Here is an 11,316-nt window from a genome sequence, read left to right on the forward strand (position 1 = left end):
CGAGGAGAGTCGACGTGAAAAAGCTGCAAGGCGTACCAACGATATGCGCTGTCCTTGCACTGGGCATCGCTGTGATGGTGTACAAGTTCAGCCAATACGATGGACCCCACTCCTTCACCTACATCCTCCCCTTCGACCTCTCCATCTACCGCATGGCGGGCGAGGACCTCAACGCGGGCGGCCTGCTTTACGACGCCCCCTATATCTTCCAATTCCCCTTCACCTACCCGCCGTTCGCGGGCCTGCTGTTCAAGGTTTTGCCCTTCTTCAGCAAGGGTGCGCTGACCATTATCTGGCCCTCGCTCATGTTCCTAGCGGTGCTGGCGATCGTCGTCATGATCTTCCGCGAGCGGGGCGTGAAGATGACCCCGGCCGCGGTACTCGTCGCCGTGCTGCTCACCGCGCTCACCCCGGCGAATGAGGCGATGCACGGGTCGCTGTACTACGGGCAGGTCAACGTCTTCTTGATGCTGCTCGTGGCCTTGGATTTCCTGCCGCTTAAGCACCGCCTGCCGGGCGTGGGAATTGGACTGGCCGCGGGCATCAAGCTGACCCCGGCCTATATGGGGCTGGCCTTGCTTTTTGAGAAGCGCTGGTGGGCCGCCGCGGGGGCGGTCATCACCTTCTTGGTGACCGTGGTGCTCGGCTTCCTCTTCGTACCCGATGCGATGGATTTCTGGACCGATGCCATGTTCAATTCTTCCCGCGTGGGCGAGCATGCCAACCCCGGAGCAAAGTCGCTGCGCTCGCTTATGTTCCGCGAGCTCGGCATCGATGGCGGCATCTGGTGGCTGTTGGCGGTCATCGTGGTCTTCGCGCTTACCTGCCTGGCGCTGCGCACCGCATACCTGCGCGGCAACCGTACCGCGGCCTTCGCGCTAACGGGCCTGAGCACCTGCTTGGTCTCCCCCTTCTCGTGGTACCACCACTTCGTGTGGACCATCCCCTTCGTGGTCATGGTCTTCGTATCAGTCAACCAGGCGCTAACTGCACGGCTATCCGGGAAGTTCGGCGAGCAGCTCGCCGGCCTTGCCTCCGTGGCGGCCCTGTTCGTGGTGTCGCTGCCCTTCATGTCGGTCCCGGTGTGGTTCACCATGTCCACGGCCAACCTCGACGCGATCGAATCCTTCCAGCCGTGGGCGACCTCGCTGTGGACGCTGTCTTGTATCGCCTTTATCGCCGTCTACGCCGTGTGGGGCTTCGTCGCGCCGCGCAAGCGTGCCGTGGAGAAGAGCTAGGGGCGGTTCGCCAGGTCTTGACAAGGTACGTTTTCGTAAATAGTGGCTCGAAAACTCGTGTTCTACAAGGCTTATTTACCAATCTGTACCTTCGCCCCCTAGGGCTTAGCCCTCAGCGAGCGGCAAGAGCTGCTCCATCTCATCCGCGGTGGCCTTGACCACCTTCTGCCAGCTGCCGGTCTCCTCATACAAGCGGCGTTGGCGCTCATAGCCCGCACCAGAATCGATGATCTCCTGCACCAGCTGCAGCTCCCGGGCACAGCCTAGTTCTTCTGAGAGCGGGGCCAGCTCCACCAACAGATCCGCCAGCTCATCTTTGATCCAGCGCTCATCGGTCTCGCGCGAGGTGATGACCAGCGCGTCCATGCCATAGCGCGCACCGCGCCACTTGTTCTCCGCCACGTGCCACGGCTGGAGGGTTGGCAGCTTTTCGCCCGCATCGATCATGCGGTCATAGTGCACCACCAGGCAGTGCGTGAGCGCCACGATGGCGGAGAGCTCGCGGAGGTTGGAGGCGGCATCGGAAATGCGCACCTCCACCGTTCCCCACTTCGAGGCCGGGCGGACGTCGAAGTGCATCGAGCCGGTGTGGTTGATGACCCCCGAAATGGCCTGGTCCCGCATGTAGGACTTCCACTGCTCCCAGTTTTCAAATTGGTAGGGCATGCCCGCGGTAGGCAGCTGTTGGTAGAGCATCGTGCGGTTGGAGGCGTAACCGGTATCGAGCCCCTCCCACCCCGGCGAGCAGGCGGAAATGGCCAGCAGGTGGGGGTACTTCGTCATCAGCGCATTGATGATGGGCCACACGCGTTCCTCATGGCTGATGCCGACGTGCACGTGCGTGCCCCACAGCAGCATCTGCTGGCCCCAGTACTGGGTGCGGTTAATGATTTCGGAGTAGCTCTCCTTGGAGGAAACCGGGTTCTTGCGGAAGTCCGTAAAAGGGTGTCCGCCCGAGGCCCAGAGGCGCACGTCCATAGAATTAGCCGCTTCACGCACTGCGCTTAGCGACGTCTGCAGGTCCCCCATCGCCTCCGGCACCGTCCGGCATACCCCGGTCACCAGCTCCACCGTGTTCTGGAGGAATTCCTTTTCCAAGTGGATGTCGGGGTGAGCGGCGTGTACGTGGTCAATGAGCTCCGCACCACGCGGCACGAGGTCCCAAGTCACTGGGTCAACGAGGGCGACTTCCCACTCCACGCCCAGGGTGGGCTCAGGCGAGCGGGCGAAGTTCTCTTCCGGAATATTCACCCATTCATCCTATCCACCAACAGGGTGAATTTAATAAGTTTTTATTCCTTAGGCCTGGGGAACGGCGAGGACCACGACGACGGCATCGCCCTTAGTGTAATCCCCGGTCAGCTCGGCCGGGTAAGGCGCAATGGCTTCCGCCGGAACATTGCCGCCGTAGTACTGGGCGGCGACTTCCTTGGCCAGGTTCTCGGCCGCCGCATCACCCTGCGGGAAGAAGATGGTGGTCTGCGGTGCGACGAGGACGTCGCCGCTGATGTTGCCTACCTCGGCCACCTTGAATTTTTCGGTCTTGAGGCGCTCTGCCTCGTCAGCGGCGTAGTTGGCGCGGCCGGAGTTGTTGAAAACGTTGACGGGGATCTCCGCCTGCGGGCGGTCAGAGTTGCCTACGGCGGCGCCCGCCTCAGCGTTCTCTTCGCGGTTCTCCTTGCGCTCCGCGCCGGCCTGGTCAGCGTTCTCCGAGTCGGCGTCGGCATCAGCCGGGCGCTCGTGCTCGGCGGCGTCCTTGTTCTTGTCGGCTTCGCCCTCCGCACCGCCGGTAGCAGCATCACCTTCAACGCCACCGGTGGCGGGACCGGAGACGGCGGCGTCGTTGGCGGGCGCATCCTGCGCGGTGTCCTCGGAACCATCCGAGGTCATGGCGTAAAGAGCCCACATGCCGAGCATGACGGCCACGGCGATGAGCACCATGGCAACACCACGCAGCGGGAGCTTGCTAGCGGAGGCCGGGGCGGCGGCAGCCGAATCGGAATCGGCGGCGTGGCGCGCGCGGTCAGCGGACGAGGCAGAGTTTTCCGGATTCACATTAGTCACACTGGCAACTCTAGTATCTATGGGCCTCAGTCCGGTGCATTGTCGTGTGCGGCGCGCCGGACGCCCTCGCGGGCGTCGCGAAGCCGGCGCAAACGCGTCACCAACAACGGGTAGGAAGCATGCGCGGCGGGGTTATCAAGGAGCACGTTAAGGCGTTGGTGGTAGCGCACCGGAGTAATGTCCAGCTGCGCACGGATGGCCTCCTCCTTGGCGCCGATATCGCGCGGGGCGTGGGACTCGAAGTCCAAAATCGCGGCGTCTAGGTCTGACAGGGAGTGCATGCTTAGACTGTATGCCATGACTATTCGTCCCATCGTTATCCACGGCGACCCGGTCCTCCACAATCCCACCGAGCCGGTCACTGAAGCCATCGACTCCCCCGAGCTACAGGAGCTCATCGCGGACATGCACGAGACCATGGATGCCGCGCACGGAGTAGGCCTAGCCGCCAACCAGATCGGCGTGAACAAGCGCCTCTTTGTCTACCACTGCCCCGACACCGACGGGCCAGATGGCACCGAGCTTCCCGAAGGCGGCATGCGGCGCGGCTGCGTGATCAACCCGGTGCTGGAAACCTCCGAGATTCCGGAAACCATGCCGGCCGACGACGGCTCCGAGGACGAAGGCTGCCTCTCCGTTCCGGGCGAGGGCTTCCCCACCGGCCGCGCTGACTGGGCGCGTGTGACCGGCAAGAATGAAAAGGGCGAGGACATCTCCATCGAGGGCTATGGTTTCTTCGCGCGCATGCTGCAGCACGAAACCGGCCACCTCGACGGCTTCGTCTACACCGACGTGCTCACCGGCCGCTACAAGCGCCAGGCCAAGAAGGCTATTAAGCGCAACGGCTGGACCGAGGCCGGGCTTACCTGGCTGCCAGGCGAGGACGAAGATCCCTTCGGGCACGACGACTAATGTCCCGCATCTTCCGCTCCGATTCCGTCCAGGTGGGCGAGCGCGTGGTGGCCCGGCGCGATTTCGGCGGCGTGCACAGTGATGTCATCGGCCACGTGCTCAGCCTGGAGCCGCTGGTCATCCGCCCCCAGGAAGTCGGCGGCTACCCCTCTTCGCTCGACGCAGTGGAGATTCCGCCGGAGCAGCTCAAGATCATTAAGCGCCTCTCCCCACGTACCGTCCGCAATTCCGATATCCGCGCCGTCGAGGTGGCCACCGCGGCCGCCTTCCCCGGCAAGGAGCACACGTGGACGTCTGATGGCCAGTGGCTCCTGCGCGCGGGTGATGGCGTGACGGGCCGCTCAAACTCCGCGATTCCGCTGGGCCCTTCCGCGGGATTTCTGCCGGTACCGATGGAGGAGATCGACGCGTTTTATGCGCGCCACGATCTTCCTGTGCGCTTGGCCATCCCGGAGCGCATCGGCGCCTCCGCAGAAAAGCTCGTGGCGGCCGAACCCGAAGCCTGGGAGCTCGAGCCGGAAATCCTAGTGATGGTGCGTGATGTGGCGGATCTCCCAGAACCGGAAGAGGTCACCTTCCGCATCGATGCGCAGCCCGATTCCGAATGGCTCGATCTCTACCACTTCCGCGGCCAAGCTCTACCGCCTTTAGCCTTGGAATACCTGCGAAGCCACATCGAGGGAACGATGGGCTTCGGGCGCCTCCTCTCCCCTACGGGCGAAACCATCGCTATTACGCGCGGCACCCTAACGGAATCCGGGGACGGCACCGTGTGGCTGGGTTACTCCGCCGTGGAAGTGGCCGAAGGTTGGCGCCGCAAAGGATTGGGCACCGCCTTGGGCGCGCACATGCTGGCCTGGGGCAAGGCCCAGGGTGCGGAGAAGGCCTACCTGCAGGTCGTAGCCCATAATACGGCTGGGATCCGGCTCTATGAGAAGCTCGGCTTCCTCGAGCAGCACCGTCACCGTTACGCCCACCGTCTACCTCAAGTACCCTAAACCACATGCGCATCGCTACCTGGAACATCAACTCCGTTCGCACCCGCGCTCAGCGCGCGGTGGATCTGCTGGCCAAGCACGACATCGACGTGCTCTGCCTGCAAGAAACCAAGGTGGCGGATGCGAAGTTCCCCCGCGAGCCTTTCGAGGAAGCCGGCTACCACGTGACCTGCCACGGGCTGAACCAGTGGAATGGCGTGGCCATCCTGTCCAAGGAAGAACCGGAAGAGGTCCAGACCTTCTTCCCCGGCCAGCCTGGGTTCCACAAAGACCCCACTAAGGAGCAGGCGCGCGAGGCCCGGGCGCTATCGGCCCGCATCCGCGGGATTGAGATGTGGTCCCTCTACGTTCCCAACGGGCGCGACATCACGGACCGGCACTTCGACTACAAACTGGACTTCCTCTACTCTTTGGCGCGCTATGCGGAGACTCGGGCGCAGTCGAAACTCTTGCTCACGGGTGACTTCAACATCGCGCCGCGAGATGAGGATGTCTGGGATATGTCGCTCTTCCGCGGCAAGACGCACGTCACCGAACCGGAGCGCGCCGCCTTCCAGATGCTGGAGGAGTCCGGGCTGGTGGAAGTCACCCGCCGCTTCACTAAGGAGGAGCGCTGGACCTACTTTGATTACAAGTCCCTGCGCTTCCAGAAGAACGAGGGCATGCGCATCGATTTCCAGCTGGCCAGCGAACCCCTCGCACGCCTCGTCCAAGGAGCACAGGTGGACATGGTTGAACGCGCCGGCGACAAGACCTCCGACCACGTGCCACTAATCGCGGATTTCGATGTCCCCGATTTCGCATCGGTGTGCTAGCCTGCCATGAACCTCAACATCGATCTCTCCGTCTGGCAGTTTGTACTGCTGCTTATTGATTACGGCATCAAAATCATCGCCATCGGCGTCGTTCCCGAAGGCCGCCGCCCCTCCAGCTCCACTGCCTGGCTGTTGGCCATTCTTGTGCTGCCCATCGTGGGGCTGCCGTTGTTCTTGCTCATGGGCTCGCCCTATATCAACCGCCGGCGCCACCGCATCCAGCAGGAAGCCAACGCCCTGCTTAACGACGTCACCGCCTCCACCCCCAACCACCCCTCGGGCCGCCTCTCCCCGGAGGTGGAATCCCTCATCCAGCTCAATCGCAACCTCACCGGCCACCCAGCTCTCATTGGCCACAACAAAGGCCTGCACGCCTCCTATGAGGAAGCCATCCTGGCCATGGCTCAGGCCGTCGACCGCGCTGAGAAATACGTGCTCATTGAGATCTACATCCAGTCCTGGGATGAGGTGACCGATGTCTTCTTCCAGTCCCTCGCGCGCGCCCGAAAGCGCGGCGTGGAGGTCAAGCTGCTGCTAGACCAGATCGGCAGTTTGAAGTACAAGGGCTATTTCACCCTGGGCAAGCGCCTCACCGAGATTGACGTCGACTGGCGGCTCATGCTTCCGCTGCAGCTGCACAAAGGCCGCTTCCGCCGCCCGGATTTGCGCAACCACCGCAAGATCGTGGTCATTGACGGCCACACGGGCTTCTTGGGCTCGATGAACATGATCAAGCGTGAATACAAGACCAAGGACCGCGCATGGATCGACTACATGGTCGAGATGACCGGCCCTGTGGTGACGTCCTTGGCCTCGGTGTTCGCGGTGGATTGGTACCTGGAATCCGAAGAGCAGCTGTCCTTGGATATGCAGCCCTATGACGACGCCATGACGGCCGACTCCAACCACCTCCAGTTGGTCCCCTCCGGCCCCGGTTACACCACGGAACCCAACCTGCGCATGTTCAATTCGGTGGTACACCACGCCAAGGAAAAGCTCATCCTTTGCTCGCCCTACTTCATCCCGGACGAGTCCCTCTTGGAGGCGGTCACCACCGCGTGCTACCGCGACGTTGAGGTGGAGTTGTTGGTGTCCGCGAAGGCGGACCAGTTCATGGTCAACCACGCGCAGTCCTCCTACTACCAAGCACTGTTGGAGGCTGGCGTGCGGATCTTCCAATTCCCCGAGCCCTTCGTGCTGCACTCCAAGTTCATTCTTGCGGACCCGAACCTGCCGGAGCGCGACTCCTTGTGCATGTTTGGTTCCTCCAACATGGATATGCGGTCCTTCGGCCTCAACTATGAATCGACCATGTTGGTGGCCAAGGGCGACCTCATCGATGACTTCACCCAGTTGGCCAGCAACTACAAGAAGGTCTGCCACGAGCTCACCCTCGAGGAGTGGAACGAGCGCGGCCTGCTGCGCCGCTACGTGGACAACGTCATGCGTCTGACCTCCGCCCTGCAGTAGGGGATGCATGGGGACCCGCACGTGGTTCCCTTATTGCCAAGGGAGCCGAACAGCACGCAGAAGGCATCTCCTAGAAGGCGTCTACCACAAGGCGCTTTTGGTCCTAAAAACGCCATCTAGCGCCTGCAAAAGGCGTTTTCAGAGGCAAAGACGCCCTTTGACTGATGCCTTCTGCAGTGCGCCGTTTGCAAGATGCCTTTTGTGAGATGCCGTTTGCAAGGCTCCAACTGCGTAGCACGCGGTGCTCGGTGTCTTGTGACGGTACCCGTTTGCTCAGCGGCTTGTACTCGGGACCTTGTGCAACGTCCTGGTGCGCAGCGCCGCGTTGGGCGGCGCTGCGCGCTACGAGGCGCCGCGGGCCAGCCGCGTGGATACCACAAGGCCGCACAGCGAGATGAAGCTGCAGCACACCATTCCGATGGCCATGGTCAGCGCTGCGTTCGAGCCCCAGCCCATGAGCGGGCTGATGGCGCTGGCCAACATAGACTGGCCGAAGCCCATGATCGCGGAGACGCTACCCGCTCGCGGGCGCATGAGGCCCGTCGCCAAAGCGGTGGCGTTACCCATGATGAAGCCGGTCGGCGCCACGCAGGAGAAAAGGACGATGAGGCAGACCCATACCGGAGCGCCGAACAACACCGACAGCAACAAGATCACCCCGCAGACAAAGACGCCAGTCACGCCAATGCGCAGCATGACCGCCGGGGAGACTGAATCCATGGCCCGCGAATTCACCAGCGTGGCCATAAAGAGGCCCACCGCGTTGATGCCGAAAATCAGCGAATAGCCCAACGGCGAAAAGCCCCACTGGTTTTGCACCACGAAGGCCGAAGCCGCGATGTAGCAGAACATCGAGCAGAAGCCGAAGGCCATGGTCACCAAGTAGCCCCAGACCCGGGCATTGGTCAACACCGCCCAGTAGTTGCCCGCCACCGTGCGAAACAGCCCAGCGCGGGAGCGCCCGCCCGCGGTCTCCGGGACGATGGCAATCGCCAGCACCAACTGCACCGCATGCAGCCCGGCAAGAACCCAAAAGATGCCGCGCCAGCCCAGCGGCTCCGCCAGGACACCGCCGAGCACCGGGGCCACTGCCGGCGCGATTCCCTGCAGCGCCATGAGCAGCGAATACGCCTTCGCGGCCGCCGCGCCGTGCACGAGGTCAGGTACCACCGCGCGGGCGAGCACCACGCACGCGCCGCCGCCGAGGCCCTGCAGCACACGGGCGGCCACGAGCACGGTGGCGGTCGGAGCCAGCGCCGCCAGCACGGAGGCCACCAGTGCAAGGGAGGCGCCGGCGATGAGGAGGCGTTTGCGCCCGATGGCGTCGGATAGCGGGCCCATCACGAGCTGGCCGATACCCATGCCGATGAAGAAGCCCGAGATGGTCAGCTGCACCATGGCCCGGGTGGTGCCCAAATCGGAGAGGATCTCCGGCATCACCGGCAGGTACATATCAGTGGCAAAAGGCGCTGTTGCGGACAACAGCGCCAATGTAGCCAGGAGCGAAAAAGGAATCACGCGTCGCGCTGCTCCAGCACGATGACGCCGAAAATCCACAGCACCGCGGCCCAGCCGAAGAAGACGAGGGCCTCAAATCCTACCGATGACCACGGCGCGTTCTCATCGACATAGTTCACCGCCCAGTTCTGGAAGGCGGTAAAGGGCATGAAGTGAATGGCCTTATCGCCCACCATCGGCAGCACACGCACGATGTTTTCCAAGCCCAAGTACAAGATGAGGGAAATCGCCACCGTGCCGGCGGTCTGCCGCAACAGCATGCCCAGGCCCTGCACGAAGGCAACCACGCCGAAGGCTGCGAGCGGGAAGGACCACAGCATGTACTTGCCATCCTCGCTGGCAAAGGGTTGGAAAGCCTCCGCCGCCGATTCGTTCGTCGTCATATCCGCTAACACGAAGATGTACACCAGGCTCAAGAAAGCAATGATAGCCGCAATCACGCCGTAGAGCAGCAGCTTGGCACAGGCTACGGTCCAGCGCTTCGGGTTGGCCATGAAGGTCAAGGATTGTGTCTTATAGCGGTACTCCGTGGTCACCACCATCGCGCCCTGGATCATCATGATCGGCATGCCCATGAGCAGGATGATGGAGCTCAAGGCCCGCTCCTGCAGCGGGCTAATGCCCAGCACGGCTTCGCCCGCGTTGAGCGAGTTCAGCAGCGTCCAGCCGGTCACGATGAGAAAGATGAGCGCGGTGGTCCACCAGAAGGACTTCGTCGTGCGCAGCTTCGTCCACTCCGCGTGAACAGTGTTGAGAAACATTAGCGCTGTACCCCTTCCTGCGGTGCCGCCGCCTGGTACTGCACCGCGCGATCCGTCATAGCCACGTAGGCCTCTTCCAGCGAGGCGCGGTGGAGCGTCAATTCCGTCAGCGGCACACCCGTGGAGTAAGCCAGCTGACCCACGTAATCCGTGGTCTGGTGAGGGATCACCAGCGTCGGGCGCTGCTCCTCATCGACCGACTCGCTATACGTGATGCCGGCCTCCTTCAGCGCCGAGCCGAACTCGCGCAGATGCTCCGAGCGCACGATAACCGAGGCACTGGAGTTTTCCTTGACAAAGTCATAGGTGCGCTGATTAGCCAAGAGCCTGCCGCGGCCAATCACCACGAGGTGGTCCGCGGTTTGCGCCATCTCCGCCAGCAGGTGCGAGGAGATGAGCACCGTGCGGCCCTCCGCCGCCAGCGCCCGCACGAGCGAGCGCACCCAGCGAATGCCTTCCGGGTCCAGGCCGTTGACCGGCTCATCCAGGATCAGCACGCCCGGATCCCCCAACAGCGCGGCCGCTAGACCAAGGCGCTGGCCCATACCGAGGGAGAATCCGCCGGCCTTCTTGCCGGCCACATCAGCCAAGCCCACAAGCCCCAGCACCTCATCGACGCGGGAAGTAGGAATGCCATTAGCCTGCGCCATCCACGTCAGGTGATTGGCGGCGGTGCGGTTGGCGTGGACCGCTTTGGCGTCGAGAAGCGCGCCCACCTCACGCAGCGGGTTCTTCAGCTCGCGGTAGGGCTTACCGTGCACCAAGGCGGTACCAGCGGTGGGCTTGTCCAAACCCAGGATCATGCGCATCGTCGTTGATTTTCCGGCGCCGTTTGGCCCCAGAAAGCCGGTCACTTGTCCCGGCTCCACCTGAAAGGTGAGGTCATCGACGGCGCGGACAGACTTGTACTGTTTGGTCAGTCCGGCTACTTCAATCATGTCCTACAGCGTGCCACAGGTTCCCGCCGCGCGCCTGTATCAGCTGCTGATTTCCTCCCAGCGCTCCAGCAGCCGCGGCAGCGCTTCCCGGAAGGGAGCCAAGAGCTCTAGCTCTTCTACCTGGTTAAACGGCACCCAGCGCAGCTCGGCGGATTCCTCATTGGCGGTCACCGCCAAGCGCCGGCCAGAAAGCGTCCGCGCCAACACCGTGGTATAGGTCCAGCCTTCCTCGAAGGGCCCGGAGGTGACCAGCGCATCCAGCACCTCGACGTCTGAGGCCGCGATTCCGGTTTCCTCCGCCGTCTCCCGCAAGGCGGCCTGCTCCGGGGACTCCGGCTTATCCCGCGCCCCGCCCGGGATTCCCCAGGTCCCGCCATTATTCGTCCACGTGGCGCGGTGCTGGAGCAACACCTCATCCCCCGCCACCAAGAAAAGGCCAGCAGCTCCGAACTTGCCCCACACCGGCACCCCGCCCGGCCCCTTAGACCAGCCATCTCCGGAAAGTTCTGGGTTTACGCGTGTACACATGCCTTCCACGATACGTCAGAAGCAGCCCGCGCCACCCTGCCCCAAATCATCGCGCGACGCGCTCAAGGGCGCTA

At 63.0% G+C, this 11,316-nt stretch carries 12 protein-coding genes; 5 read left to right on the top strand and 7 right to left on the bottom strand.

Features of this window, described 5'->3' with window-relative positions:
- Positions 1 to 14: 14 nt before the first annotated feature.
- Positions 15 to 1,238, top strand: coding sequence for a glycosyltransferase 87 family protein (locus CAURIM_RS11360; protein WP_201829068.1), 1,224 nt, complete (start codon positions 15 to 17; stop codon positions 1,236 to 1,238).
- Between the two features lie 105 nt (positions 1,239 to 1,343).
- Here the strand turns inward: CAURIM_RS11360 and CAURIM_RS11365 are convergent, their stop codons facing one another.
- The 3 genes from CAURIM_RS11365 to CAURIM_RS11375 are packed head-to-tail and all read right to left on the bottom strand — an operon-like array spanning position 1,344 to position 3,583.
- Positions 1,344 to 2,489, bottom strand: a complete 1,146-nt coding sequence (locus tag CAURIM_RS11365) for a glutamate--cysteine ligase (protein ID WP_201829066.1) — start codon at positions 2,487 to 2,489, stop codon at positions 1,344 to 1,346.
- A gap of 48 nt (positions 2,490 to 2,537) precedes the next feature.
- On the bottom strand, positions 2,538 to 3,302 hold the full coding sequence (locus CAURIM_RS11370; RefSeq protein WP_083311451.1) for a LytR C-terminal domain-containing protein: 765 nt from the start codon (positions 3,300 to 3,302) through the stop codon (positions 2,538 to 2,540).
- A 26-nt stretch (positions 3,303 to 3,328) separates the two neighbouring features.
- Positions 3,329 to 3,583 carry a DUF3263 domain-containing protein gene (locus CAURIM_RS11375; protein WP_236659380.1) on the bottom strand — a complete coding sequence of 85 codons (255 nt, stop codon included), beginning with the start codon at positions 3,581 to 3,583 and terminating at the stop codon, positions 3,329 to 3,331.
- A 16-nt stretch (positions 3,584 to 3,599) separates the two neighbouring features.
- Here CAURIM_RS11375 and CAURIM_RS11380 point away from each other — a divergent pair, with 16 nt between their 5' ends.
- From CAURIM_RS11380 to cls, 4 genes are read left to right on the top strand one after another with little or no spacing between them, the layout of a single operon-like run.
- Positions 3,600 to 4,214: a peptide deformylase gene (locus CAURIM_RS11380; RefSeq protein WP_070711593.1), complete on the top strand. Its 615-nt coding sequence runs from the start codon at positions 3,600 to 3,602 to the stop codon at positions 4,212 to 4,214.
- Positions 4,214 to 5,212 (top strand): N-acetylglutamate synthase, CG3035 family, encoded by a 999-nt coding sequence (locus tag CAURIM_RS11385; protein WP_201829062.1) that lies wholly within the window; start codon positions 4,214 to 4,216, stop codon positions 5,210 to 5,212. Before CAURIM_RS11380 ends, CAURIM_RS11385 begins: the two co-directional genes overlap by 1 nt.
- Positions 5,213 to 5,217: 5 nt before the next feature.
- On the top strand, positions 5,218 to 6,027 hold the full coding sequence (locus CAURIM_RS11390; protein ID WP_201829060.1) for an exodeoxyribonuclease III: 810 nt from the start codon (positions 5,218 to 5,220) through the stop codon (positions 6,025 to 6,027).
- 6 nt (positions 6,028 to 6,033) lie between these two features.
- Positions 6,034 to 7,497, top strand: coding sequence for a cardiolipin synthase (cls, locus tag CAURIM_RS11395; protein WP_070645508.1), 1,464 nt, complete (start codon positions 6,034 to 6,036; stop codon positions 7,495 to 7,497).
- A 342-nt stretch (positions 7,498 to 7,839) separates the two neighbouring features.
- Here cls and CAURIM_RS11400 read toward each other — a convergent pair whose 3' ends face one another.
- From CAURIM_RS11400 to CAURIM_RS11415, 4 genes are read right to left on the bottom strand one after another with little or no spacing between them, the layout of a single operon-like run.
- Positions 7,840 to 9,015 carry a multidrug effflux MFS transporter gene (locus CAURIM_RS11400; protein WP_201829058.1) on the bottom strand — a complete coding sequence of 392 codons (1,176 nt, stop codon included), beginning with the start codon at positions 9,013 to 9,015 and terminating at the stop codon, positions 7,840 to 7,842.
- Positions 9,012 to 9,776: an ABC-2 transporter permease family protein gene (locus CAURIM_RS11405; protein WP_201829056.1), complete on the bottom strand. Its 765-nt coding sequence runs from the start codon at positions 9,774 to 9,776 to the stop codon at positions 9,012 to 9,014. Before CAURIM_RS11405 ends, CAURIM_RS11400 begins: the two co-directional genes overlap by 4 nt.
- Positions 9,776 to 10,714 carry an ABC transporter ATP-binding protein gene (locus CAURIM_RS11410; protein WP_201829054.1) on the bottom strand — a complete coding sequence of 313 codons (939 nt, stop codon included), beginning with the start codon at positions 10,712 to 10,714 and terminating at the stop codon, positions 9,776 to 9,778. The genes CAURIM_RS11405 and CAURIM_RS11410 overlap by 1 nt, the downstream gene beginning before the upstream one ends.
- A 39-nt stretch (positions 10,715 to 10,753) precedes the next feature.
- Positions 10,754 to 11,242: an NUDIX domain-containing protein gene (locus CAURIM_RS11415; RefSeq protein ID WP_201829052.1), complete on the bottom strand. Its 489-nt coding sequence runs from the start codon at positions 11,240 to 11,242 to the stop codon at positions 10,754 to 10,756.
- Between the last annotated feature and the right edge of the window lie 74 nt (positions 11,243 to 11,316).

The sequence above is a fragment of the Corynebacterium aurimucosum genome (assembly GCF_030408555.1).
GTDB lineage: Bacteria > Actinomycetota > Actinomycetes > Mycobacteriales > Mycobacteriaceae > Corynebacterium > Corynebacterium aurimucosum.

Bases quoted from the DNA above. Each gene is read 5' to 3' on its own strand.
- CAURIM_RS11380 (WP_070711593.1), top strand. From the start codon at position 3,600: ATGACTATTCGTCCCATCGTTATCCACGGCGACCCGGTCCTCCACAAT.
- CAURIM_RS11375 (WP_236659380.1), bottom strand. From the start codon at position 3,583: ATGCACTCCCTGTCAGACCTAGACGCCGCGATTTTGGACTTCGAGTCC.
- cls (WP_070645508.1), top strand. From the start codon at position 6,034: ATGAACCTCAACATCGATCTCTCCGTCTGGCAGTTTGTACTGCTGCTT.
- CAURIM_RS11415 (WP_201829052.1), bottom strand. From the start codon at position 11,242: ATGTGTACACGCGTAAACCCAGAACTTTCCGGAGATGGCTGGTCTAAG.
- CAURIM_RS11390 (WP_201829060.1), top strand. From the start codon at position 5,218: ATGCGCATCGCTACCTGGAACATCAACTCCGTTCGCACCCGCGCTCAG.
- CAURIM_RS11405 (WP_201829056.1), bottom strand. From the start codon at position 9,776: ATGTTTCTCAACACTGTTCACGCGGAGTGGACGAAGCTGCGCACGACG.
- CAURIM_RS11410 (WP_201829054.1), bottom strand. From the start codon at position 10,714: ATGATTGAAGTAGCCGGACTGACCAAACAGTACAAGTCTGTCCGCGCC.
- CAURIM_RS11385 (WP_201829062.1), top strand. From the start codon at position 4,214: ATGTCCCGCATCTTCCGCTCCGATTCCGTCCAGGTGGGCGAGCGCGTG.